Source organism: Thiohalospira halophila DSM 15071 (assembly GCF_900112605.1).
Taxonomy (GTDB): domain Bacteria; phylum Pseudomonadota; class Gammaproteobacteria; order Thiohalospirales; family Thiohalospiraceae; genus Thiohalospira; species Thiohalospira halophila.
On sequence record NZ_FOMJ01000002.1, the window covers coordinates 95,787 to 118,042 of the forward strand.

Here is a 22,256-nt window from a genome sequence, read left to right on the forward strand (position 1 = left end):
ATGCACTTCAAGCTCATCATCACCCTGGTTGAAGACGACAAGACCGAGGAGGTCATGCGCGCCGCCAAGGAGGAGGGCGCCACCGGCTCCACCATCATCAACCAGGCGCGCGGCGAGGGGCTGGGCAAGCAGAAGACCTTCTTCGGCCTCTCCCTGCAGACCCAGCGGGACGTGCTGCTCTTCCTGGTGGAAGAGCACCTCTCCCGGCGTATCCTTGAGCGCATCGGCGAGGTGGCGGAGTTCGAGGAGAACCCCGGCACCGGCATCGCCTTCCAGGTGGACGTGGAAGACGCCGTGGGCGTGACCCGGCAGGTGCGCCAGCTCACCAACCTCGTGGAGGACGAGATATGAGCAACCACCAGCATCGCGAGCCCGTCCGCGTACGGGCGGTCATGAAGGAGAAGGTGGATATCGTCGACGGCATGCTCACCGTCGCCGAGGCGCTGGAGGAGATGCGCCACACCGAGACCAAGAGCCTCATCGTCGACCGCCGCCACGACGACGACGAGTACGGCATCGTGCTGCTGGCGGATATCGCCAAGCAGGTGCTGGCTCGGGATCGGGCGCCGGAGCGGGTGAACGTCTACGAGGTCATGTCCAAGCCGGTGCTCGGGGTCGACCCGGAGATGGACATCCGCTACTGCGCCCGCCTGTTCGAGCGCTTCGGCCTGGCCCGGGCGCCGGTGATGGAGGGTCGCCGGATCGTCGGTATTGTCAGCTACACCGACATGGTCCTCAACGGCCTGCGGCCGGGAGGTGTTAACTCATGACGTTCCTCGCTATCGCCCTTGCCCTGGTCGTCGACCGCTTCCTGGGGGTGCTCGCCGAGTGGCGCCGCTGGGACTGGTTCAATGCCTGGACCGACTGGCTCAATCAGCGCCTGGGGGGCTACGCCTTCCAGGCCGGGCCGGCCGGGGTGATCCTGGCCCTGGCACCGATCCTCCTCGGCGTGGGCCTGCTCTACCAGGGGCTGTCGGAGCTGCTGGGCCTGTTCGGCTTCCTCTTCGCCGCCGCCGTCCTGCTCTTCTCCCTGGGGCCGCGCTGCCTGGAGGATGATGTGGAGGAGTTCGAGGGTGCGCGCCTGCGCGGCTCCCGGGAGGCGGCCTGCCACTACGCGGATGAACTCGCCGGTAGTACCTCGGCCGAGGACGGGGATCGGGACGACGATCCCTGGGGCACGGTGCTGGCCACCCGGGGCGTCCTTACCGAGGCCCACGAGCGCCTCTTCGGCACCCTGTTCTGGTTCGCCGTCCTGGGGCCGGTGGGCGCCGTGCTCCACCGCCTGAGCGTGGTCCTGCGGGGGCACGCAGTCCGGGAAAGGAGCGTGGGCGGCTTCGCCCGAGCGGCGGACCTGCTCCACGCCATCCTCGCCTGGCCCTCGGCGCGGCTGCTGGCGGCGGGCTATGCCCTCTCCGGGCGTTTCGCGGAGGCGGCGACCGCCCTGCGTCGGCGCCTCCTGCGGGTGGGTGCCGATGCCCGTGAGCTGCTGGTGGCCGTGGGCCAGGGCGCCCTGGATGTCGACGCCGACCGCCTGCGCGAGGCCGAGGCGAAGAACGAGGGCGGCAAGCCGGTGGCCGAGGCCTTCGCCCTGGTTCGCCGGAGCCTGGTCATCTGGCTGGCGGTGCTGGCCCTGATGACCCTCGCGGGGTGGTTTGGCTGAGGCATGGTCGAGCTCTTTCTGGGCGGGGCCCGTAGCGGCAAGAGCCGTCTGGCCGAGGAGCGGGCCGAGCAGCTTGGCGGCGCGGTCACCTACCTGGCCACGGCCACGGCCGGGGATACCGAGATGGCGGAGCGTATCGCCCACCATCGCTCGCGGCGCCCCGCCCACTGGGGCCTGGTGGAGGAGCCGCTGGCCCTGGGGCGCGCCCTGCGGAACACCGCGATCCCGGACGGGGTGGTCCTGGTGGATTGCCTCACCCTGTGGCTGGCCAATGCCCTGGCCGCCGGCGAGGAGCGCTTTGCCGCCGAGCGCGAGGAACTGCTGCGGGCCCTGGAGTCCGCCGCCGGGCCGGTGGTCCTGGTGAGCAACGAGGTGGGTAGCGGCATCGTGCCCCTGGGGGCGGAGACACGCCGCTACGCCGACGAGGCGGGCCGGCTCAACCAGGCCGTGGCCGCTTGCTGCGACCGCGTCACCCTGGTGGTGGCCGGCCTGCCCTGGGTTCTGAAGGAGGCAGCATGAATGATTTTCCCGCCTGGGTAAGCAAGCCCCCGGCCGGCCCCGAACCGGCCGTCCGGCAGGCGGCGGAGCGGCGTCAGCAGGAGCTGACCAAGCCTCCCGGCTCCCTGGGGCACCTGGAAGCGATCGCGGTCCGGCTGGCGGCGCTTCAGGGGACCCAGGCCCCGCGGGTGGACCCGGTGCGGGTGGTGGTCTTCGCCGCCGACCACGGCGTGACCTCCGAGGGGATCTCCGCCTTCCCCGCCGAGGTCACCCTGGCCATGGTGCAGAATTTCGCCGCCGGTGGTGCGGCCATCAATGCCCTGGCCCGCGCCGCCGGCGCCGAGCTGGAGGTGGTGGATGCCGGGGTGATCCAGGACCCCGGCCGCCTGGGCGGAGTGATCCCCCAGCGGGTGGGGCCGGGGACGGCCAACTTCGTCGAGGGGCCGGCCATGAGCACCGATCAGTGCGTGGCGGCCCTGGATGTCGGGCGCGCGGCGGTGGACCGGGCCCGGAGCGCCGGCACCCGGCTCTTCGTTGCCGGCGAAATGGGCATCGGTAATACCACCCCGGCCACGGCGCTGGCCTCGGCCCTGCTGCGGCTGGATCCGGTGGAGCTGGCCGGCCCGGGCACCGGCCTGGACGAGGCCGGGGTTTCCCACAAGGTGAAGGTGATCCGGCGCGCCCTGGCGCTCCACGGTGATGCCGGTGCGGACCCCCTGGAGACGCTGCGCTGCCTGGGCGGTTTCGAGATCGCCGCCATGGCGGGAGCCTATATCGCCGCCGCCCACGATGGCATCCCGGCGGTGGTGGACGGCTTCATCGCCACGGCGGCCGCCCTGGTGGCGGTGCGCGCCAACCCGGCGGTGGCCGACTGGCTCTTCCTGGGCCACGTCTCCGCCGAGCCGGGCCATCGTCGGCTGGTGGCCGCCCTGGACGACACCCCGCTGCTCGATCTGGGGCTGCGCCTGGGCGAGGGGAGCGGGGCGGCCACGGCGGTGCCGCTCCTGCGCTCCGCGGCCGCCATCCATCGCGAGATGGCCACCTTCGCCGAGGCGGGGCTGACGTGATCGGCGAGCACCACACGACCGTGGACCTTATCCGCCACGGCGAGCCGGTGGGCGGCAAGCGCTTCCGCGGCCAGTCGGACGACCCCCTGAGCGAGACCGGCTGGGCGCAGATGCGCGCCGCCGTCGCCGGGGCCACGCCCTGGACCGCCGTGGTGACCTCGCCGCTGACCCGCTGCCGCGCCTTCGCCGAGGCGCTGGCGGGGGAGCGCGACCTGCCCCTGCGCGTGGAGCCCGATTTCCGCGAGATCGGCTTCGGCGAGTGGGAGGGGCGGACCCACGCCGAGGTGGAGGCGGCCGAGCCCCATGCCCTGCGCGCCTTTCGCGCCGATCCCGCCGGCCATCGCCCGCCCGGGGCGGAGCCGGTGGGCGACTTCCGCGCCCGGCTGGCGGCCGCCTGGGAGCGGCTGCTGGCCGCGGAGGGGGACGGCCACGTCCTGCTGGTGGCCCACGCCGGGGTGATCCGCGGCCTGGTGGCCGGGCTGCTGGAGGCCCCCGATCACGCCCTCTTCCGCATGAGCGTGGGTTACGCCAGCCTGACCCGCCTGGCGGTCCACGAGCTGGACGGCGACGTCTGGCCCCAGATCGTCACCCATGCCGCGCCGCTGCCGGAGGCCCAGACGTGAAAGCCCCGGGGAGTCCGGACGGCCTCTGGCTCGCCCTGCGTTTCCTCACCCGGCTGCCCACGCCGGAGCCCAGGGCGATGGACGAGCAGGCCGTTGCCGCCTCCCTGGCCTGGTATCCCGCTGCCGGCCTCGCCATCGGCCTGCCGGTGGCGGCCCTCTACGCGCTGGTCGCCCCGGCGGGGGGCGAGCTCCTGGCGGCGGCACTGGCGGTGGCGGCCCTGGTCGCCATCACCGGGGCACTCCATCTGGACGGTCTCTCGGATACCGCCGACGCCTGGGTCGGGGGGGGCGGGGACCGCGAGCGGATGCTGGCCATCCTCCAGGACATGGCCATCGGACCGGTGGGGACCGCCGTCCTTGTCGCCGTGCTGCTGGTGAAGGTGGCCGCCGGCGCCCAGGCCGGTGCCACGGGGCTCTTCCTGGCCGTGGTCCTGGCGCGGCTGGTGCCCGCCGGTCTGCTCCTGACGACCCCCTACCTCCGCGCCGGCGGCCTGGGGGAGGCGCTGGCCTCGGCGCCGCGGCAGGCGACCCTGGGCGGCCTGGCCGCCGCGGCCCTGGTGCTGCTGGTCCTGGATCCCCTGGCGGCCGTGGCGGGCCTGGCGGCCGCCTTCCTCGTAGCCGGGCTCCTGCGCTCCTTCCTCCTGCGCCGCCTGGGCGGCACCACCGGCGACACCGTGGGGGCCGGCGTGGAGCTGGTGGAGGCGGCCGCCCTCGTCGCCATGGCGCTGGTGGCGTAAGGCCCGGCTCCGGAGGGGTTGCAAGGTAGGGATGGTGTCCTAATATTAGCGCATACTGATATTCAGACCCCATCCAACCGTGACAAGGAGCAACCCATGCAGCGTACGCTGATCGCCTCCACCGTTGCCGCCGGCCTGACCCTGGCCGCCGGTACCGCCTCCGCCGCCGACTGGTTCCCCGTCGCCGAGGATAGCTATAGCGCCGCGCCCTCCGTGGCCGTGGTGGGCGGTAGTCAGGAGTTCGACTCGGACGGCGCCGACAGCGGCTCCATCGCCGGCGTCGAGTTCGCCCTCAACTGCCCGCTGCTCGCCGTGGACAGCGGCCGGATCCGCCAGCAGGTGAGCCTCACCCAGTACGACGAGGACGGTCTGGAGACCACCCACCTGGAGCTCAATCCCCACTACCTCTTCGTCGACGACGGCAATCTCACCGTGGGCGCCGGCCCGGGCTTCGGTCTGGTCCAGGGCGACCTGGACGGCGCCGGTGATGACAGCGTCTTCGCCCTCCAGGCCGGTGCCAGCGTCAACTACGACTTCGGCCCCGCCTTCGTCGGCGCCGAGGCCCGCTACCAGTGGACCACCGAGGCCGACTTCGGCTCCGTCGAGGAAGACCTGAGCAACACCCGGGTCATGGCCAAGGTCGGCGTGAACTTCTAGCCCACCTCGTCGGACCCGTTCGGCAGGGCCGAGCGCCGAGGGGCCGTCCCGTCAGGGGCGGCCCCTCTTTGCGTGGGGCCCCGGGGCGTGTGGCCGAGATGTGGCGGCCACGCCCAGGGGAACGCATCGGGGCGCATCGCAACGCTCCGTTCGGAGGGGGCTTTCAGGATTCGGCGATGCTGCAGGAGCGGCGGTCGGCGAGGAGGGGCCGGCCGCCCGGGAGATGGTGCGCCCGAGAGGATTCGAACCTCTGACTTCCACCTCCGGAGGGTGGCGCTCTATCCAGCTGAGCTACGGGCGCTGAGAAGTTGCACAGGATAGCGCTCGTGGCGGCGTTCGTCCACAGCCCGGAGGGCGAGCTGGGGCCGGGTGTGTTTTCTCGCGCACTTGATGCGGCTATACTCCCGCGCTTGGAAGACTTAGCGAGGGTGGCGGCGCCGCCCGCACCCGCGAAAACGACAAGCAGCCAAGCGAGGTTTCCGGCATGCATACATTCAAGCGTTGGAGCGTGGCCGCGGCCGCGGCGCTCGTGGCGGGTAGCGCCTGGGCGGTGATGGAGGCCCCCGAGCAGGATCCGATGGAGAAGGAGATCATCGAGGAGCGCATCGCCCCGGTGGGCTCGGTGACCGCCGTGGACAAGGAAGAGGCCGCCGAGGAGTCCGGTCCCATGGCAGCCTCCGAGGTCTACAGCCAGGTCTGCGCCGCCTGTCACGACAACGGCGCCGCCGGTGCGCCCATCATGGGCGAGAAGGGCCAGTGGCAGCCGCGCGCCGACAAGGGCATGGACACCCTCATGGACCACGCCCTCAACGGCTTCAACGCCATGCCGGCCAAGGGCGGCAACCCCTCCCTCTCCGAGGAGGAGGTCCAGGCGGCCATCGAGTACATGCTCGAGGAGACCGGGATCAGCCTCTGATACCCGGCTGATCCGAATGAAAAGGGGCCGGCACGCGTGGCGTGCCGGCCCCTTTTGCGTGTGGGCGCCCGGAATCGGGCGCCACCGGATGTCTCAGCCGTTGCCGAGCTTCGCCATGGCCGCCGGTACGGCGCGACCGCTCTGGATGGCCGCCCCCTCGTCGCTCAGGACGGCGTCCAGCGCACCCAGGCAGTTGAGGATGTTGGTGGCACTGGCGGAGTGGCCCATGAGGCCGATGCGCCAGATCTTCCCGGCCATGGGGCCGAGGCCGGCGCCGATCTCCAGGTTGTACTGCTCCAGCAGCCGGCTGCGCACCCGCGCCTCGTCCACCCCCTCGGGGATGGTGACGGAGTTGAGCTGGGGCAGGCGGTGGGCCTCGTCCACGAAGAAGCTCAGCCCCATGGCCTCGATGCCGGCCTTGAGCGCCTCGTGCATCCGCGCGTGGCGGGCCCAGGCGTTCTCCAGCCCCTCCTCCCGGAGGATCACCAGCGCCTCGTGGAGGGCGTAGAGCGGGTTGATGGGGGCGGTGTGGTGGTAGGCACGCTTGGCGCCGCCCTCGTTGCCCCAGTAGCCCATGACCAGGTTGAGGTCGAGGAACCAGCTCTGGACCTTCGTCTTCCGGTTGCCGATGGCCTCCACGGCGCGCTCGCTGAAGGTCACGGGGGAGAGGCCGGGGGTGCAGGAGAGGCACTTCTGGGTGCCGCTGTAGACGGCGTCGGCGCCCCAGGCATCGACCTCCACCGGGGTGCCGCCCAGGGAGGTAACGGTGTCGACGATGGTCAGGCAGCCGTGCTCCCGGGCCAGGCCGCAGAGGGTGGCCGCATCCGACTGGGCGCCGGTGGAGGTCTCGGCGTGGACGAAGGCCACGACCTTGGCGTCGGGGTTGGCCTTGAGGGCCTCCTCGACCTTGGCCGGGTCCACCGGGCTGCCCCACTCGTCCTCGACCAGGATGGCGGTGCCACCGCAGCGCTCGACGTTCTCCTGCATGCGGTTACCGAAGACGCCGTTCTTGCAGACGATGACCTGGTCGCCCGGCTCCACCAGGTTCACGAAGCACATCTCCATGCCGGCGGAGCCGGGGGCGGAGACCGGCAGGGTCAGCCGGTTCTCGGTGCGGAAGGCGTACTGCAGCAGCCCCTTCACCTCCTCCATCATCTCCACGAAGACGGGGTCCAGGTGGCCGATGGTCGGCCGGGAGAGCGCCTCGAGGATGCGCGGGTGGACGTCGGAGGGGCCGGGGCCCATGAGGGTTCGCTCGGGCGGATGGAAGGATTGCGTGGTCATCGGTTTCCAGCCTCGGTTAGGGATGTTCTTCAGCGAGCGGCGCTAGTGGTGCCACCGGGGTCGGTTTGTTCGGAACGGAGCCGGTTAGCCGATAAGCGGGCACGGCCATCGGGGCGGCAGGGGTGGTCCGGGGCCCCGACGGCCATGGATGGCCGTCGTGGAGCGTACAGGGATGTATTCACAGCGTCCCCGGACCACCCCTGCCGCCCCGATGGCCCCAGTCGAAGCCTCATTGCCCGGGCCCGAACCAGACCCCGCCACAGGCCTATCAGTTGCGGACTCTACTGCCCGGACGAATGTCGTTGTCCAGCAGCCCGTCCTTGTCCCGCCGCGCCGCTCGCGCGTAAACTTGACCGCTCTGCTGCGGGATGCGGAACCCTACCATGGAACCAACCGGCACCGCACCACCCGGGCCCGGCCCGAATGGCGCCACGGCCCCCTCGAACCCCGAGGAAGCAGCCGAACTGGCCCGGGCGCTGCGCCGCCACCTCCCCGAGTCGGCGGTGATCACCACCGAGGAGGAGTTGCGCCCCTGGGAGTGCGACGGCCTCTCCGCCTATCGCCAGCTCCCCATGCTGGTGGTCATCCCGGAGACCGAGGAGCAGGTCCGTGCCGTCCTCGCCGCCTGCCACGCCCGCGCCATGCCGGTGGTCGCCCGCGGCGCGGGGACCAGCCTCTCCGGCGGTGCGCTGCCGCTGGAGCGGGGCGTGGTCCTCTCCCTGGCCCGCTTCAACCGGATCCTGGAGATCGACGCCGACAACCGCTGCGCCCGGGTGCAGCCCGGGGTACGCAACCTTGCCGTCTCCGAGGCGGCGGCCCCCCACGGCCTCTTCTACGCCCCCGACCCCTCCTCGCAGATCGCCTGCACCATCGGCGGCAACGTTGCCGAGAATGCCGGCGGCGTCCACTGCCTCAAGTACGGGCTCACCGTCCACAACGTCACCGGCCTGCGGGTGCTCACCATGGAGGGGGAGGAGCTGGAGCTGGGCGGCAAGGGGCCGGACGGGCCGGGGCTCGATCTGCTGGCCCTGATGCACGGCAGCGAGGGCATGCTGGGGCTGGTCATGGAGGCGACGGTGCGGCTGACGCCGAAGCCGGAGCGGGTCCAGGTGATGCTTGCCGCCTTCGATGACGTGGAGGCGGCCGGCGCGGCGGTGGCCGCCGTCATCGCCGCCGGCATCATCCCGGCGGGGCTGGAGATGATGGACAACCCGGCCATCCGGGCGGCGGAGGACTTCGTCCACGCCGGCTACCCCACCGACGCCGCGGCCATCCTCCTGTGCGAGCTGGACGGGACCAACCGCGAGGTCTCCGAGGAGGTGGCCCGGGTGCGCGCCATTCTGCGCGAGGCCGGGGCCACCGAGGTGCGCACCGCCGATACCCCGGAGCAGGCGGCCACCTTCTGGTCCGGGCGCAAGGCCGCCTTCCCGGCCACCGGCCGGCTGGCGCCGGACTACTACTGCATCGACGGCACCATCCCGCGCAAGCACCTGGGCGAGGTCCTCCTCCGCATCGGCGAGATCTGCCGCGACCAGGGCCTGAGCGCGGCCAACGTCTTCCACGCCGGCGACGGCAACCTCCACCCCCTGGTCCTCTACGATGCCAATCGGGAGGGCGATCTGGAGCGCGCCGAGGCCGCCGGCCGGGCCATCCTGGAGCTGTGCGTGGCCCGCGGCGGGACGGTCACCGGCGAGCACGGCGTTGGCGTGGAGAAGCTGGATGCCATGTGCAGCCAGTTCGGTGCCGCCGAGCTGGAGCGCTTCTACGCCGTGAAGGCCGCCTTCGACCCCGCCGGACTGCTCAATCCCGGCAAGGCGGTGCCCACGCTCACCCGCTGCGCCGAGCACGGCGGGCTCCACGTCCACGAGGGGGAGCTCCCCTTCCCGGATATCCCCCGCTTCTGAGGCCGCCATGAGTCCGAATCCCACCCACCAGGACCGCGAGGCGGAGCTGGCCGCCGCCGTGGCCGAGGCGGCCGCCAGCGGCACCCCCCTGGCCATTCGCGGCGGCGGCACCCGGGCCGGCTGCGGCCGCCCGGAGGCAGGGACGCCGCTGGCCGTGGCCGGCCACAGCGGCATCGTCGCCTACGAGCCCTCGGAGCTGGTGGTCACCGTCCGCGGCGGCACGCCGCTGGCGGAGCTGGAGGCGGCCCTGGCCGCCGAGGGTCAGATGCTCGGTTTCGAGCCGCCGCGCTTCGGGGCCGGTTCCACCATCGGCGGGGCCGTGGCCAGCGGCCTGGCCGGGCCGCGCCGCGCCTGGACCGGTGGCGTACGCGACGCCCTGCTGGGGGTGCGGCTGCTGGACGGGCAGGGGCAGGCCCTGCGCTTCGGCGGCCAGGTGATGAAGAACGTCGCCGGTTACGACATCGCCCGGCTCCAGGCCGGCGCCCTGGGGATCCTCGGGATCCTGCTGGAGGTCTCCCTGAAGGTCCTGCCCCGGCCGCCGGCCGAGGCGACCCGGGTGCTGGCCATGGGGGCCGACGCCGCCCGGGCACGCATGGTGGAGTGGGGGCGGACCCCGCTCCCCCTGGCCGGCGCCGCCTGGGTCGATGGCCGGCTGCATCTGCGCCTGGCCGGTAACGAGTCGGCGGTGGCCGAGGCCGGCGAGCGCATCGGCGGCGAGGCGGAGGCCGGCGAGGCCTTCTGGGCCGCCCTGCGGGATCGCACCCACCCCTTCTTCGGCGGCCCCTTCTCCGATGGCGAGGCCCCGCTCTGGCGGCTGGCGGTGCCGCCGGCCGCCCCGGCCCTGGGTCGGGACCTGCCCGGCGACTGGCTGCTGGACTGGGGCGGGGCGCAGCGCTGGCTGGCCGGGGAGGCCCCGGCGGAGCGCGTTCGAGCCGTGGCTCGGGAGGCCGGCGGCCACGCCGTCCACGTCCGCGGCGCCGCGCCGGAGGGGGAGGTCCTGACCCCGCCCACGGCGCCGGCCCTGGCCGTCCAGCAGCGCCTCAAGGCCGCCTTCGACCCCCACGGGATCCTCAATCCCGGCCGCCTCTACCGCGAGCTCTGACCCATGCAGACCCGGATCCCCGAACACATCCGCGAGACCGTCGCCGGCGCCGAGGCCGAGGGCATCCTGCGCAACTGCGTCCACTGCGGCTTCTGCAACGCCACCTGCCCCACCTACCAGCTCCTGGGTGACGAACTGGACGGCCCCCGGGGCCGGATCTACCAGATCAAGGACCTGCTGGAGGGGGGCGAGGTGACCCGGCGGACCCAGCAGCACCTGGACCGCTGCCTCACCTGTCGCAACTGCGAGACCACCTGCCCCTCCGGGGTGGAGTACGGTCGGCTGGTGGATATCGGCCGGGAACTGGTGGAGGCGCGGGTGGCGCGGCCCTGGCGCGAGCGCGCGGCGCGGCGGGCCCTGCGGGTCGTCATCCCCGAGCCCCGGCGCTTCCGGGCGCTGCTGGGGCTGGGGCGGCTGGCGCGGCCGGTGCTCCCCGCCGGCCTGCGTCGACGGATCCCGGCGCGCCAGGCCGCCGGCACCTGGCCGGCGCCGCGCCATGCGCGCCACATGCTCTGCCTCACCGGCTGCGCCCAGCCGGCCCTGGCCCCGCGCACCGATGCCGCCGCCGCCCGGGTGCTGGATGCCGTGGGGGTCAGCCTCGTCGCCGCCCCCGCCGGCTGCTGCGGCGCCGTGGACCAGCACCTGGCGGCCCCCGAGGCGGCCCGGGCGCGGATGCGGGCGAACATCGACGCCTGGTGGCCGGCGCTGGAGGCCGGCGCCGAGGGGATCCTGGTGACCGCCAGCGGCTGCGGGGCCCAGGTCCGCGACTACGGCCATCTGCTGGCCGACGACCCCGACTACGCCGAGCGCGCCGCCCGGGTGAGCGAGGCCGTGCGGGACCCGGTGGAGGTCCTCACGGCCGAACAACTGGCGACGCTGCGCCCGGATCCGGCGCCCCGGGTGGCGGTGCAGGAGCCCTGCACCCTCCAGCACGGCCAGAAGCTGGGTGGCCGGCTCACTGCGCTGCTGCAGGGGGCCGGGCTGGAGACGGTGCCGGTGGCGGAGGGCCACCTCTGCTGCGGCTCGGCGGGGACCTATTCCCTGCTCCAGCCGGGGCTGGCGGGGCAGCTTCGCCAGCGCAAGCTGGGCCATCTCACCGCCGGGGAGCCGGAGGTCATCGCCACGGCCAATATCGGCTGCCAGCACCACCTGGAGGCGGCTAGCCCCGTCCCCGTCCGCCACTGGCTGGAACTCTTCGACCCGGAGGAGATCGCATGAGACTACCCGGCGCCCGCAATCGCCAGCTCCGTCGGCTCGCCCGCGCCGTGGAACAGGGCCGCGGGGCGGTGGAGACCGTCCTGGGGTTGCCCCACGTCCTCGCGAAGCCGCTCATCGAGCGCCACTTCGGTACCCAGGCCCACCCCTCCAGCGAGGAGTTCCGGGAGACCGGCCGCGAGGGCGCCTGGCACCTGCCGGCGGCGGCCCCGGAGTTCACCGTGCGGGTGGAGGCCGGCGGTGACGGTCGGATCACCCTGGGCCGCATCGACGGCCACGGCGTGGCGGCGGGGCTGCTGGTCTTCAGCCAGTGGGACCCGGAGCAGCCGGCGCCGGTGTGGCAGATCCGGCTGGTGGAGCCCCGGGGCGAGGAGGCCGCCGCCCTCTACGAGCGGCTGGTGGGGGAGCCGCCGCCGGAGCCGGAATCGGAACCGGCATAGCCCCTCACGGGTTCCACAGCCCCCCTTCCGGGTGGTCCAGCCAGACGGCCTCCGGCCGGCCACCGACGAAGCGCAGGAAGCCGGCCCGGCGGTCGCCGCCGCGGCTGAACTCGAACTGATAGGTCCGCCGGATGGCGGGCACCCCCCGATGCCACACCGGCCGCAGACCGGCCAGGCTCACGCTCTCGTCCAGCAGCTGGACGCCCGCCCGCTGGCAGGCCTGGCGGGCCAGGGCCAGCGCCCGCTCCCGGAAGCCCAGCCCGCGCGCCCAGGCGACCAGGATCAGCCCGATGGCGAAGGTGGTGAGGATGAAGGTGTGGTCGAGCATGGGCCCCCTGTTGCCCGGCGCGGTTGTTGGCTATTGTGCCTCAATGGACCCCTCGGGGTCCTCGACAAGAATAAGGGGCACCGCCCCGCAGATGGAGGGGAAGAGCGTGACAGAACGAGACGACGAGCGCACCGACCGGAGCGCCGGCCCCGGCGACCCGTCTCGCCGCCGGTGGCTGGCGCGGACCATGGGGGCGGCCGCCGCGGCCACTGCCGGCTGGCTGGCCCCCGGGGCGACCCTGGCGAATACGCCCCCCGAGGTGCCGGACTGGATGAAGCGGCTCGGCTTCCCGGTGGGGGATCGGCCCTACGGCCGCCCCTCCGACCATGAGGGGCACGTGGTCCGCCGGGTTATCGAGGGGCTGAGTCCCAGCAATCACTCCACGGCGAGCTTCACCCCCCTGGGCGACCTCCACGGGACCCTGACCCCCAACGGCCTGGTCTTCGAGCGCCACCACGGCGGTGTGCCGGACATCCCCCCGGCGGAGCACCGGCTCATGGTCCACGGCCTGGTGGAGCGGCCGCTCACCTTCACCATGGAGGACCTCCTGCGCTTCCCGGCGGTCTCCCGGATCCACTTCCTGGAGTGCGCCGCCAACACCGTTACCGAGCGCGCCGGTCCCAACCGCGAGAGCGTCCAGTTCACCCACGGCATGCTCTCCAGCTGCGAGTGGACCGGCGTCCCCCTGCGGCGGGTGCTGGAGGAGGCCGGGGTGCGCAGCGGGGCGAAGTGGGTCCTCGCCGAGGGGGCGGACGCCGCCGGCATGACCCGCAGCCTGCCGCTGGAGAACGCCCTGGACGATGCCCTGGTGGTCTACGCCCAGAACGGCGAGCGGCTGCGGCCGGAGCAGGGCTACCCCCTGCGGCTGGTGGTCCCCGGCCTGGAGGCCAACCTCTCCATCAAGTGGCTGCGCCGCCTGGAGGTGGGGGACAAGCCCTGGATGACCCGGGAGGAGACGTCCAAGTACAGCGACCTCATGCCCGACGGCCGGGCGCGCCAGTTCTCCCTGCTCCAGGAGGCGAAGTCGGTGATCACCCACCCCTCCGCCGGCCATGTGCTGGAGGGCAAGGGCTTTCGCGAGATCCGCGGGCTGGCCTGGTCCGGCGCCGGCCGGGTGAAGGCGGTGGAGGTTTCCACCGACGGCGGTCGCCACTGGCGCCAGGCCACCCTCCACGAGCCCGTTCTGCCCAAGGCGCTCACCCGCTTCTCCCTGCCCTGGGAGTGGCGCGGGGAGACCGCCTGGCTGCAGAGCCGGGTGTGGGACGAGACCGGCTACCTCCAGCCCACCCGGGAGCAGCTGGTCGCGGTGCGCGGCGAGACCTCCATCTACCACTACAACGCCATCCAGACCTGGAAGGTAGCGCCCACCGGGGAGGTGACCAATGAGCGCGAGTAACCGCCTGCTCACCGCGCTGCCCCGGCCGGCCCATCTGTTGCCGGCCGGGCTGCTGGTAGCCGGCCTGCTGCTGGCCGGCTGCGGCGAGGGATCGACGCCCCGCGAGGCCAGCGCCGATGCCGGCCCGCCGGCCCCCCTGGGGCTGGGCAGCGAGGCCAGCCCGGCCGAGATCGACGGCTGGGATATCGACGTCCGCCCGGACGGCCAGGGCCTGCCCGAGGGCAGCGGTACGGTCGTCGAGGGGGAGCGGGTCTACGAGGTCCACTGCATGCGCTGCCACGGGATCTTCGGGACCGACCCGGGCTGGGATGTCCTGGCCGGCGGGCGCGGCACCCTGGCCACGGACGAACCGGTGCTCACCGTGGGCAGCTTCTGGCCCCACGCCACCACGCTCTTCGATTACACCCGGCGGGCCATGCCCTTCGATAACCCCCAGAGCCTGACCGTCGACGAGCTCTACGCGGTGACCGCCTACGTCCTCCACCTCAACGACATCCTGCCCCGGGATGCCGAGCTGGATGCCGAGAGCCTGCCCGAGGTGGAGATGCCCAACGCCGACGGCTTCATCCCCGACCCCCGGCCCGACGTGGAGCCGCAGGCCGAACCGCCGGCGGAGCCGGCGCCCCGGGTGCGCTAGGCGGACGCCTTCGGGTCGCCGGGGGAGGTCTCCGGGATATCGCCCTCGACCCGGTTGCGGCCGCGGTGCTTGGCCCGGTAGAGGGCGGTATCGGCCCGCTGGATGAGTTCGTCCACGTCCTCCTGGCCATCCCATACGGCGAGGCCGACGCTCACGGTGACCTCGAGCTGCTGGCCCTGGTATTCGAACCGGGTAGCGGCCACCGCCTCGCGTAGCCGCTCGGCGACGGCCCGGGTCGTCTCCCCGTCGGCCTCCGGCAGGAGGATCAGGAATTCCTCGCCCCCGAACCGGCCGCACAGGTCCAGGGGCCGGATGTTGTCGCGGATGGTGAGGGCCAGGGTATGGAGGACGTGGTCCCCGGCCGGATGGCCGTAGGTGTCGTTGACCTGCTTGAAGTGGTCGAGATCCAGCATCAGCAGCGCCAGGCCGGAGCCGGAATCGGCCTCGTGTCGACGGTGAACCTCACGCTGGGCCACCTCCAGGAAGTGCCAGCGATTGGCGATGCCGGTGAGGGCATCCGTGGAGGCAATGGCCTCGAGGCGCTGGTTGGCATCGCGCAGAGCCTGGGTGCGCTCTGCGACCCGCTCCTCCAGTTCCCGGTTCTTTCGCTCCAGCTCATCGTGGGCCGCCCGTAGCCCCTCCCGGGAGGCCCGAAGATCGCCGAGCATCAGGCCGAGCCCGACGCCGACGATGGCGGCCACCGCCAGGAATTCCTGCAGTGCCAGGATGGCGGTCTCCGGGGCCAGGCCGGGCGGCAGGGAGTCCCAGTGGACCATGAAGCCGATGCTGACCGTGGCCGCCAGGGCCACGGCGGAGGCCGCGCCGGGCACGCCGAAACGCGCCGCAGCCCAGAACACCGGGGGCAGTAGCAGGATCTGGGAGAGGGGTTGGCTGATGCGGGTGCCGCTCCCCACGGAGTGGACTAGGAAGCCCAGGGTGATCACCAGTGCCGCCACGGCGATGGCCTCCGCGGCCCGGGCCCGGTTCCACCGCGTGCGCAGTTCGTCGAACTGGCGGACGGCGACTACCAGCAGCGGGGTGAGGATCAGCAGGCCCAGGGCGTCACCGAACCACCACATCTGCCAGTAGGCGAAGTAGGCGCTCGCCTCCTTGCCCAGGGCGAGGTAGACCCCGGCGCCCAGGAAGGCCGCCAGGGTGGCGGCCAGCAGGGGGCCGAAGAGGAGGAAGCAGGCGCCTCGGGAAAGGGAGTCGAAGTCGAAGCGGGGCCCGCTGAGCCAGCGGATGAGGGTCGCCGCCAGGAACACCTCGAACAGGTTGATGAGGCCGAAGGCCACGGCCGACCAGAGGGGGAAGGCGGGGAGATCCGCGGCGATCTCGGCGAGCAGGACGGCCGGGATCACCCAGGGCCAGCGATGGCGCGGCAGGAGGAGCAGGGCAGCCAGCGCCACGGCATTGGGCGGCCAGATGATCGCCTTGCCCTCCGGCGAGATGGTCTGCGTGACCCCGAGCCAGGCGCCGACGAAGTAGCCCGCCGCGACCACGATCCCGATCAGCGGCCCGGTGAGCCAGTCCGGGAATGCACTCGTCGTTGGTTCCAGGGGGCGGGACAAACGGGCCTCCTCGGCGGCGGGGAGCGGAGCAGCCCGGTATTGTACCGATTCTAAACAGCGATTCGTAGGCTCGGGCCCGGGAGTACTTCGAGCGGGGGTCAGAGGGGGAGGAGCTCCTCCCGCGGCAGCTCCAGCGGCGGCTCGTCAAGGTTGGCGAGCTGCTCGCGCAGGGCCAGGACCTGGTCCTCCCAGAAGCGGGGGCCCTCGAACCACGGGAAGGCGACGGGGAAGGCGGGATCCGCCCAGCGGGCGGCGATCCAGCCGGCGTGGCGGAGGATCCGCAGGCCGCGCAGGGCCTCGATGAGGGCCAGCTCCCCCGGATCGAGGTCGCGGAAGGCGCGGTAGCCGCGCAGCAGGGCGGCCAGGCGCTGCTGCTGTTCCTCCCGCTCCCCGCCCAGGAAGAGCCAGAGATCGGCCACGGCCGGGCCGGTGAGGGTGTCGTCCAGGTCGACGATGTGCGGCCCCTCGGCCCACAGGAGGTTGCCCGGATGGGCGTCGCCGTGCAGCCGCAGGGTGGCCGGCGACACCGCCTCCCAGCGCTCGCGGATGCGCCCGACCAGCTCCCGGGCCACGGAGGTCCACGCCTCGTGGAGGTAGTCGGGGAGGCGGCCGGAGGCGGCCAGGGTCTCCACCGTGGTGGCACCGAAGTCGCCGGCCAGGGTGGGGCGGTGGTCGAAGTGGTCACTCGCGCCGATGGCGTGCAGCCGGCCCAGGAAGAAGCCGATGCGCTCCAGCACGGCCGGGTCCTCCAGCTCCGGCGGGCGGCCCCCGCGCAGGGGGAAGAGGGCGAAGCGGTAGCCGGCGTATTCGCGCAGGGGGCCGTCGCCGTCGTCCAGGGGCGGGACCACCGGGACGTCGGCGGCGGCCAGTTCGGCGGAGAAGGCGTGCTCCTCGTCGATGGCGGCATTGGACCAGCGCCCCGGCCGGTAGAACTTGGCGATGACCGGGGTGCCCTCTTCCAGTCCCACCCGGTAGACCCGGTTCTCGAAGCTGTTCAGCGGCAGCAGCCGACCGTCCGGCTCCCGGCCGGTGGCGGCCACCGCATCCAGGACGGTATCGGGGCCGAGGTCGGAGTAGGGGGTGGCCTCATCCGCCATGTTCTTCGGCGAGCTGCTGGCGGTGCTTGCGCACCAGGGTCTGGAAGCGCGGCGTCGGCCCCGCGTCCTCGTGGATGGGGTCGCCCAGTTCGTCCTCGGCCACCACGCGTTCGCCGGCGACGTAGGGGAGGGTGGCCTCCACCTCGTCCAGGGCAGCGGCCACCAGCTCCTGGAGGATGGCCTCGGCATCCCGGTAGGGGTACATCTCCGCCAGGGCGCGGATCTTGGCGGCGTCGTCCAGGGAGAGCCGGACGGTCCACTCGTGGGGGGCCAGCGGCGCCCGCGGATCTTCCTGCCAGTATTCGATGAGTTGCCGGATCCCCATGGTGCTTCCTCCGGTGGCGGCTGTTGCGGGAAAAGATGGGGCGGGCCATCGGCGGATGCAAGGGCGGCGTTGACTGGTATCGGTGGAGGGCCTACTATCGGAGAGAGTTTATACTCGGTCTAAATACATAAGGAGGAATCGATCATGGGTGTACTCGTTGGCAAGAAGGCCCCCGATTTCACCGCCCCGGCGGTGCTCGGCGACGGCAGCATCGTGGATGAATACAGCTTCTCCCGGGAGACCCAGGGCAAGTACAGCGTGGTCTTCTTCTGGCCGCTGGACTTCACCTTCGTCTGCCCGTCGGAGATCATCGCCTTCGACCATCGCTGCGATGATTTCGCCAGCCGCGGCGTCGAGGTGGTGGGCGTCTCCATCGACTCCCACTTCACCCACAACGCCTGGCGCAACACCCCGGTGGAGCAGGGCGGCATCGGCCCGGTGAAGTTCCCGATGATCGCGGACATGAACCACAAGATCGCCCGCGCCTACGATGTGGAGAGCGAGGGCGGCATGGCCTTCCGCGGCTCCTTCCTCATCGACAAGGACGGCGTGGTCCGCCACCAGGTGGTCAACGACCTGCCCCTGGGCCGCAACATCGACGAGATGGTCCGCATGGTCGATGCCCTGCAGTTCCATGAGGAGCACGGTGAGGTCTGCCCCGCCGGCTGGCAGAAGGGCAAGGCCGGCATGAAGGAAGGCCCCGAGGGCGTGGCCGAGTACCTCTCCGAGCACGCCGACGAGCTGTAACCGGCTCTCCGGCTCTCTCGAAGAGACCCCCGTCTCCCCGTGTACCCGGGAGGCGGGGGTTTTTTGTGTTCTGTCCGTCGGGTTAACGGTTCCTGGTCGGGCCAGGTTAGTCAGAATCCCGATACCGATGTAGGATTCCCTCTCGAGCTACGGGAGAGGGCGATGTCCTGGCAGCAGGTGGTGGCCGCCAGCAGGGAGCAGGCACTCAGCGGCGAAGAGGCCCTGGGCCCGGACGGCCGCTTTCTCGACCCGGCGATCGAGGCGGAGTACGCCGAGACGGAGACCGCTGCCCGCCGGCGGCCGTTCCTCATCGTCCTGGGGATCATCGCGGCCATGCTGGTCGCTCTCTATCCACTGGACTGGCTGCGTCTGGAGGGCGGGCAGCTGGTCAGCGTGCTTACCGTCCGTACGCTCTTCCTGGCCGGCCTTCTCGGGGTCGCCTGGCGGGGCTGGCGCCATCCCCGCGACCTGGATCGGATCGCCCCCGCCGCCGGCATGCTCTGCCTGGTGGCCACGCTGGCCCTGACCCTGCTCTATGGTACGGGGCCGGACCGGGGCGGGCCGCTGGCGAATGCCATGCAGTTCGTCTTTACCGGCCTCATCTTCCTGCTCCTGCTGCCTGCGTCCCGCCGGGCCCGTCTGGTCCTCTGGTTCGTGGCCACCGCTGCCGCGGTGAGTGCGGCGGTCTTCAGCCAGAATGGCGCGCCCTGGGCCTGGGTCTTCATGAGCAGCCTCTTCTCCTTCGGCGTCCTGCTGATGGTCCTGGTGGTCGCCATGCGGGAGGACCGGCTGCGCCGGGAGCGCTTCGCCGCTCTTCGCCAGATCGGCCGGCTGGCGGTTCGCGACCCGCTGACCGGGGCCGGGAATCGACGCGCCTTCTTCGACGTCGCCGGGGCCGAGATGGACCGGGCCGAGCGCAGCGGACGCCCCATCGCCCTGGTCCTCTTCGATGTCGACTGGTTCAAGGTCTTCAACGACAACCACGGCCACGCCATGGGCGACGAGGTCCTCCGGCATCTAGTGCGGCTGGTCCGGGAGCACCTGCGCCCCTCCGATCACCTGGCCCGGCTGGGCGGGGAGGAGTTCGCCCTGTTCCTCCCGGATACCGACCTGGCCGCCGCCGAGGTAGTGGCCGAGCGGTTGCGCGCGGCCCTGCGTCAGCGTCCGGCCAGTTATCAGGGGCGGAGCTTCCCGGTGACGGTGAGTCTGGGGATATCCCTCTGGCGCCCCGGGGAGCCGGTGGACGCCTTCCTGGGCCGGGCGGACGCGGCCCTCTACCGCGCCAAGGCCGAGGGCCGGGATCGCGCCGTAATGGCCAGCTAGCCCGATCTCGAGGCCTGCACCCGGGCAGATCGGTGGTGAAGCTGATAGGATCGGGGTCAGAACCGCAGGAGCGAATGTGGGCACCTCCGAGACTGATGATCCCGGGAAACAGACCGCCGTGCGCCAGGTCATGGCGCGGGGATGGGTCAGGTGTACCCCGGAGACGCCGCTGTCCACGGTGGCCGCGGCCATGGAGGAGCGCGGTGCCGAGGTCGCGGTAGTGGCCGAGGCCGCCGGGGAGACCGGCGCCGACCCCGGGCCGGCGGGAATGGGGTTCGTCTCGACGGAGACCATCCTGGGCATGGTTGCCGCGGGCCGCGGCGCCGGGGATCCGGAGGTGGGGACGGTGGCCACCCGGCCGCTGCCCTGCGTGGCCGCCGATGACACCGTGGAGCATGCCCGCCATCGCCTGGAGGCCCTGGGCGCGGCGCGGCTGGGAGTTACCGGCCGCGACGGAAGTCTGGTCGGGCTGGTGGATCGTCGCTCCCTGGAACGGGCTGCCGCCGCCCTCCCGCCACCCCCGGCGGTAACCCTGCCCGAGGGCGAGCTGGCGACCCTCTACACCATGGCCCCCCTGGCCATCCTGCTCACGCGTTTCGAGGACGGCTGCATCCTGGAGGCCAATCCGGCGACCCGGGCCCTGCTGGGGTACGGCCCCGAGGAGGTCACCGGCCTCGGTCTGGCCGATCTGACCCCCGCCGAGGCGCAGGCCGAAGAGGCACTGCAGCATCGCCGCCTGCGAACCCACGGTCGCTGTGGCCCCTACGAGCTGGAGCTCCTCCGTGCCAATGGCGAGCAGGTCCCGGTGCTGGTCAACGGCGTCCGCGTGGAGGCTAGCGACGGTGAACCGCGCGCCTGGTATCTCCTTCAGGATATCGCCGAGCGCAAGGCGCTGGAGCGTGAACTCGCCCACCGCGCCACTCACGACCCCCTCACCGGCGCCTTCAACCGGATTCCCTTCGAGGAGCGGATCGATGCCGAGATGGAACGCGTCGCCCGTTACGCCACCGCGCTGGGCTTCCTGGTCATCGATATCGACCACTTCAAGGCCATCAACGACACCCACGGCCACGATGTCGGCGACCGTGTCCTGGTCGAGGTGGCCCGCCGACTGCGTGACATCATCCGCGGCAGTGACCTCCTGGCTCGGTGGGGCGGGGAGGAATTCGTCGTCCTGCTGCCGGAGACCGATCTGTTCGGTGCCCTGGAGCTGGGTGAGCGGTTGCGCGAGGCCATCGCCGATCGATCCTTTGAAGAGGCCGGTACCATCACCGTGAGCATCGGGGTGGCCCAGGCCGTCCCCGGGGAGTCGGTGCGGCGGCTGTTCAGCCGCGCCGATGCCGCCCTCTATCGCGCCAAGGCGGAGGGGCGTAATCGGGTCCTCCCAGCGGATCTCGTCGCGCCGTAGGGCAGAACGCCCTTGCATCGACCTCGCCCAAAAGGGGTCGGGTCTTTTGTTTGTTGTTGGAGGTACAACGAAGAGGCCCCGCCGGTCGACGGGGCCCTCGAGCCCTGGATTCAGGGGAATATGGTCGGGGTGACAGGATTTGAACCTACGACCTCCGCCTCCCGAAGGCGGCGCTCTACCAAGCTGAGCTACACCCCGTAGTCCGGGTCAGAAGCTGCGATCCACCGAGAAGGTGGCCAGCGCCGTGAGTCCCTCCTTGTAGGGGGAGTCGGGAATCGCCTTCAGGGCGTCCCGGGCGCGTGCAGCCTCGTCCCTGGCAGACTGCGCAGTGTAATCGAGGGCACCGGTGGATTCAATGGCCTCGCGGACGGCATCGATGGCGTCGCGCCCGTCCTTCTCGATGGCGCGGCGCACGGCGTCCGCCTGCTCGGCGTTCCCGGTGCGCATGGCGTGGATGAGGGGAAGCGTGGGCTTGCCCTCCGCCAGGTCGTCGCCGATGTTCTTGCCGATCTCGCCGGTGGCGCCGCTGTAGTCGAGGACGTCGTCCACCAGCTGGAAGGCGGTGCCCAGGTGCATGCCGTAGGCGGCCATGGCCTGCTCCACCGTCTCGTCGTGGCCGGCGAGGATGGCGGAGAGCCGGGCGGCGGCCTCGAAGAGCTTGGCCGTCTTGTAGCGGATGACGTCCAGGTAGCGCTGCTCGGTGGTGTCGGCGTCGTGGCAGTTGAGCAGCTGCAGGACCTCGCCCTCGGAGATGATGTTGGTCGCCTCGGCGAGGATGCTCATCACCCGCATGGAGTCCACGTCCACCATCATCTGGAAGGCGCGGGTATAGAGGAAGTCGCCCACCAGGACGCTGGCCTCGTTGCCCCAGAGGGCGTTGGCCGTCTCCTTGCCCCGCCGCAGCTCGGAGGCGTCCACCACGTCGTCGTGGAGGAGGGTGGCGGTATGGATGAACTCCACCAGGGCGGCCACGTTGATGTGCTGGCGCCCCTGGTAGCCCAGGGCGCGGGCGCAGAGCAGGGTCAGGACCGGGCGCAGCCGCTTGCCGCCGCTGTTGATGATGTAGCCGCCGACCTGATTGATCAGGACCACCTCGGAGGAGAGCCGCTCCCGGATGGTGGTGTTGACCTCGGCCATGTCGTCGGCGATGAGGTTGTAGATTTCGTCCAGGTCCATGATGATCCCGCGCCGGGTGAAGGTGGCGATGCTAGGGACCCCCCGGGGGGGTGTCAAGCCGAGCGGTCAGGACGGGAGTTGCCCTGGACGGGGTGGCGTTGTAGAATCCTGCGGTTTTCCAGAGGCGTTCGGCGCGGGCATCCAT

General features: G+C 71.9%; 24 protein-coding genes and 2 tRNA genes. 18 read left to right on the forward strand and 8 right to left on the reverse strand.

The genetic code is table 11. The features are described 5' to 3' along the window. The 8 genes from BM272_RS04520 (at position 1) to BM272_RS04555 (ending at position 5,242) form a co-directional block, all read left to right on the forward strand. Positions 1–351 (forward strand): P-II family nitrogen regulator, encoded by a 351-nt coding sequence (locus BM272_RS04520; RefSeq protein WP_093427574.1) that lies wholly within the window; start codon positions 1–3, stop codon positions 349–351. Then, complete coding sequence (locus BM272_RS04525; protein ID WP_093427575.1) at positions 348–770, forward strand: CBS domain-containing protein; 423 nt, start codon at positions 348–350, stop codon at positions 768–770. The genes BM272_RS04520 and BM272_RS04525 overlap by 4 nt, the downstream gene beginning before the upstream one ends. Beyond that, complete coding sequence (locus BM272_RS04530; RefSeq protein ID WP_093427576.1) at positions 767–1,660, forward strand: hypothetical protein; 894 nt, start codon at positions 767–769, stop codon at positions 1,658–1,660. Before BM272_RS04525 ends, BM272_RS04530 begins: the two co-directional genes overlap by 4 nt. A 3-nt stretch (positions 1,661–1,663) precedes the next feature. Next, positions 1,664–2,179, forward strand: a complete 516-nt coding sequence (cobU, locus tag BM272_RS04535; protein WP_093427577.1) for a bifunctional adenosylcobinamide kinase/adenosylcobinamide-phosphate guanylyltransferase — start codon at positions 1,664–1,666, stop codon at positions 2,177–2,179. Further along, on the forward strand, positions 2,176–3,225 hold the full coding sequence (gene cobT, locus BM272_RS04540; protein WP_093427578.1) for a nicotinate-nucleotide--dimethylbenzimidazole phosphoribosyltransferase: 1,050 nt from the start codon (positions 2,176–2,178) through the stop codon (positions 3,223–3,225). Before cobU ends, cobT begins: the two co-directional genes overlap by 4 nt. Further along, entirely contained in the window at positions 3,222–3,848 is a 627-nt protein-coding gene (locus BM272_RS04545; RefSeq protein ID WP_240308019.1) for a histidine phosphatase family protein, read from the forward strand. The genes cobT and BM272_RS04545 overlap by 4 nt, the downstream gene beginning before the upstream one ends. Then, positions 3,845–4,585 (forward strand): adenosylcobinamide-GDP ribazoletransferase, encoded by a 741-nt coding sequence (gene cobS / locus BM272_RS04550; RefSeq protein WP_205407745.1) that lies wholly within the window; start codon positions 3,845–3,847, stop codon positions 4,583–4,585. Before BM272_RS04545 ends, cobS begins: the two co-directional genes overlap by 4 nt. A 96-nt stretch (positions 4,586–4,681) precedes the next feature. Next, positions 4,682–5,242, forward strand: coding sequence for a hypothetical protein (locus BM272_RS04555; RefSeq protein WP_093427579.1), 561 nt, complete (start codon positions 4,682–4,684; stop codon positions 5,240–5,242). A gap of 224 nt (positions 5,243–5,466) precedes the next feature. Here the strand turns inward: BM272_RS04555 and BM272_RS04560 are convergent. Next, a tRNA-Arg gene (locus BM272_RS04560) sits at positions 5,467–5,543 on the reverse strand. 183 nt (positions 5,544–5,726) lie between these two features. Between BM272_RS04560 and BM272_RS04565 the strand changes: the two genes are divergently transcribed. Next, positions 5,727–6,158, forward strand: coding sequence for a c-type cytochrome (locus BM272_RS04565; protein WP_162841048.1), 432 nt, complete (start codon positions 5,727–5,729; stop codon positions 6,156–6,158). Positions 6,159–6,251: 93 nt separating this feature from the next. On the opposite strand, the gene BM272_RS04570 is transcribed toward BM272_RS04565, so the two are convergent. Further along, a complete protein-coding gene (locus BM272_RS04570) occupies positions 6,252–7,442 on the reverse strand; it encodes a pyridoxal-phosphate-dependent aminotransferase family protein (RefSeq protein ID WP_093427580.1) in 1,191 nt (396 codons plus the stop codon). Positions 7,443–7,825: 383 nt separating this feature from the next. Here BM272_RS04570 and BM272_RS04575 point away from each other — a divergent pair, with 383 nt between their 5' ends. The 4 genes from BM272_RS04575 to BM272_RS04590 are packed head-to-tail and all read left to right on the forward strand — an operon-like array spanning position 7,826 to position 12,103. Continuing rightward, positions 7,826–9,346, forward strand: a complete 1,521-nt coding sequence (locus BM272_RS04575) for an FAD-linked oxidase C-terminal domain-containing protein (RefSeq protein ID WP_093427581.1) — start codon at positions 7,826–7,828, stop codon at positions 9,344–9,346. A 7-nt stretch (positions 9,347–9,353) separates the two neighbouring features. After that, positions 9,354–10,448, forward strand: a complete 1,095-nt coding sequence (gene glcE, locus BM272_RS04580; protein WP_093427582.1) for a glycolate oxidase subunit GlcE — start codon at positions 9,354–9,356, stop codon at positions 10,446–10,448. A gap of 3 nt (positions 10,449–10,451) precedes the next feature. Beyond that, positions 10,452–11,666, forward strand: a complete 1,215-nt coding sequence (gene glcF, locus BM272_RS04585; RefSeq protein WP_093427583.1) for a glycolate oxidase subunit GlcF — start codon at positions 10,452–10,454, stop codon at positions 11,664–11,666. Continuing rightward, positions 11,663–12,103: a hypothetical protein gene (locus BM272_RS04590; RefSeq protein WP_093427584.1), complete on the forward strand. Its 441-nt coding sequence runs from the start codon at positions 11,663–11,665 to the stop codon at positions 12,101–12,103. Before glcF ends, BM272_RS04590 begins: the two co-directional genes overlap by 4 nt. Before the next feature lie 4 nt (positions 12,104–12,107). On the opposite strand, the gene BM272_RS04595 is transcribed toward BM272_RS04590, so the two are convergent. Further along, positions 12,108–12,431 carry a DUF3301 domain-containing protein gene (locus BM272_RS04595; RefSeq protein ID WP_093427585.1) on the reverse strand — a complete coding sequence of 108 codons (324 nt, stop codon included), beginning with the start codon at positions 12,429–12,431 and terminating at the stop codon, positions 12,108–12,110. Positions 12,432–12,537: 106 nt separating this feature from the next. Between BM272_RS04595 and soxC the strand changes: the two genes are divergently transcribed. Next, a complete protein-coding gene (soxC, locus tag BM272_RS04600) occupies positions 12,538–13,827 on the forward strand; it encodes a sulfite dehydrogenase (protein WP_240308020.1) in 1,290 nt (429 codons plus the stop codon). Further along, the gene (locus BM272_RS04605; protein ID WP_093427587.1) at positions 13,814–14,464 is read left to right on the forward strand and encodes a c-type cytochrome; all 651 of its coding nucleotides are present in this window, start codon (positions 13,814–13,816) and stop codon (positions 14,462–14,464) included. The genes soxC and BM272_RS04605 overlap by 14 nt, the downstream gene beginning before the upstream one ends. On the opposite strand, the gene BM272_RS04610 is transcribed toward BM272_RS04605, so the two are convergent. From BM272_RS04610 to BM272_RS04620, 3 genes are all read right to left on the reverse strand, one after another. Further along, the gene (locus BM272_RS04610; protein WP_240308021.1) at positions 14,461–16,035 is read right to left on the reverse strand and encodes a sensor domain-containing diguanylate cyclase; all 1,575 of its coding nucleotides are present in this window, start codon (positions 16,033–16,035) and stop codon (positions 14,461–14,463) included. The genes BM272_RS04605 and BM272_RS04610 overlap by 4 nt on opposite strands. Before the next feature lie 98 nt (positions 16,036–16,133). Further along, positions 16,134–17,132, reverse strand: coding sequence for a serine/threonine protein kinase (locus BM272_RS04615; RefSeq protein ID WP_093427588.1), 999 nt, complete (start codon positions 17,130–17,132; stop codon positions 16,134–16,136). Next, positions 17,122–17,457 (reverse strand): hypothetical protein, encoded by a 336-nt coding sequence (locus BM272_RS04620; RefSeq protein WP_093427589.1) that lies wholly within the window; start codon positions 17,455–17,457, stop codon positions 17,122–17,124. Before BM272_RS04620 ends, BM272_RS04615 begins: the two co-directional genes overlap by 11 nt. Positions 17,458–17,601: 144 nt before the next feature. Between BM272_RS04620 and BM272_RS04625 the strand changes: the two genes are divergently transcribed. The 3 genes from BM272_RS04625 (at position 17,602) to BM272_RS04635 (ending at position 20,935) form a co-directional block, all read left to right on the forward strand. After that, positions 17,602–18,204 (forward strand): peroxiredoxin, encoded by a 603-nt coding sequence (locus BM272_RS04625; protein ID WP_093427590.1) that lies wholly within the window; start codon positions 17,602–17,604, stop codon positions 18,202–18,204. Between the two features lie 162 nt (positions 18,205–18,366). Then, a complete protein-coding gene (locus tag BM272_RS04630) occupies positions 18,367–19,527 on the forward strand; it encodes a GGDEF domain-containing protein (protein WP_093427591.1) in 1,161 nt (386 codons plus the stop codon). A 76-nt stretch (positions 19,528–19,603) separates the two neighbouring features. Then, positions 19,604–20,935 (forward strand): diguanylate cyclase, encoded by a 1,332-nt coding sequence (locus BM272_RS04635; RefSeq protein ID WP_093427592.1) that lies wholly within the window; start codon positions 19,604–19,606, stop codon positions 20,933–20,935. Positions 20,936–21,056: 121 nt separating this feature from the next. Here BM272_RS04635 and BM272_RS04640 read toward each other — a convergent pair. Then, positions 21,057–21,133, reverse strand: a tRNA-Pro gene (locus tag BM272_RS04640). Positions 21,134–21,142: 9 nt separating this feature from the next. Beyond that, on the reverse strand, positions 21,143–22,111 hold the full coding sequence (gene ispB, locus BM272_RS04645) for an octaprenyl diphosphate synthase (RefSeq protein WP_093427593.1): 969 nt from the start codon (positions 22,109–22,111) through the stop codon (positions 21,143–21,145). Positions 22,112–22,256: the final 145 nt, after the last annotated feature.

Excerpts from the sequence above, each read along its gene's own strand:
- BM272_RS04520 (WP_093427574.1), top strand. The coding sequence starts at position 1 with ATGCACTTCAAGCTCATCATCACCCTGGTTGAAGACGACAAGACCGAG.
- BM272_RS04525 (WP_093427575.1), top strand. The coding sequence starts at position 348 with ATGAGCAACCACCAGCATCGCGAGCCCGTCCGCGTACGGGCGGTCATG.
- BM272_RS04530 (WP_093427576.1), top strand. The coding sequence starts at position 767 with ATGACGTTCCTCGCTATCGCCCTTGCCCTGGTCGTCGACCGCTTCCTG.
- cobU (WP_093427577.1), top strand. The coding sequence starts at position 1,664 with ATGGTCGAGCTCTTTCTGGGCGGGGCCCGTAGCGGCAAGAGCCGTCTG.
- cobT (WP_093427578.1), top strand. The coding sequence starts at position 2,176 with ATGAATGATTTTCCCGCCTGGGTAAGCAAGCCCCCGGCCGGCCCCGAA.
- BM272_RS04555 (WP_093427579.1), top strand. The coding sequence starts at position 4,682 with ATGCAGCGTACGCTGATCGCCTCCACCGTTGCCGCCGGCCTGACCCTG.
- BM272_RS04565 (WP_162841048.1), top strand. The coding sequence starts at position 5,727 with ATGCATACATTCAAGCGTTGGAGCGTGGCCGCGGCCGCGGCGCTCGTG.
- BM272_RS04570 (WP_093427580.1), bottom strand. The coding sequence starts at position 7,442 with ATGACCACGCAATCCTTCCATCCGCCCGAGCGAACCCTCATGGGCCCC.
- BM272_RS04575 (WP_093427581.1), top strand. The coding sequence starts at position 7,826 with ATGGAACCAACCGGCACCGCACCACCCGGGCCCGGCCCGAATGGCGCC.
- glcE (WP_093427582.1), top strand. The coding sequence starts at position 9,354 with ATGAGTCCGAATCCCACCCACCAGGACCGCGAGGCGGAGCTGGCCGCC.
- glcF (WP_093427583.1), top strand. The coding sequence starts at position 10,452 with ATGCAGACCCGGATCCCCGAACACATCCGCGAGACCGTCGCCGGCGCC.
- BM272_RS04590 (WP_093427584.1), top strand. The coding sequence starts at position 11,663 with ATGAGACTACCCGGCGCCCGCAATCGCCAGCTCCGTCGGCTCGCCCGC.
- BM272_RS04595 (WP_093427585.1), bottom strand. The coding sequence starts at position 12,431 with ATGCTCGACCACACCTTCATCCTCACCACCTTCGCCATCGGGCTGATC.
- BM272_RS04605 (WP_093427587.1), top strand. The coding sequence starts at position 13,814 with ATGAGCGCGAGTAACCGCCTGCTCACCGCGCTGCCCCGGCCGGCCCAT.
- BM272_RS04615 (WP_093427588.1), bottom strand. The coding sequence starts at position 17,132 with ATGGCGGATGAGGCCACCCCCTACTCCGACCTCGGCCCCGATACCGTC.
- BM272_RS04620 (WP_093427589.1), bottom strand. The coding sequence starts at position 17,457 with ATGGGGATCCGGCAACTCATCGAATACTGGCAGGAAGATCCGCGGGCG.
- BM272_RS04625 (WP_093427590.1), top strand. The coding sequence starts at position 17,602 with ATGGGTGTACTCGTTGGCAAGAAGGCCCCCGATTTCACCGCCCCGGCG.
- BM272_RS04630 (WP_093427591.1), top strand. The coding sequence starts at position 18,367 with ATGTCCTGGCAGCAGGTGGTGGCCGCCAGCAGGGAGCAGGCACTCAGC.
- ispB (WP_093427593.1), bottom strand. The coding sequence starts at position 22,111 with ATGGACCTGGACGAAATCTACAACCTCATCGCCGACGACATGGCCGAG.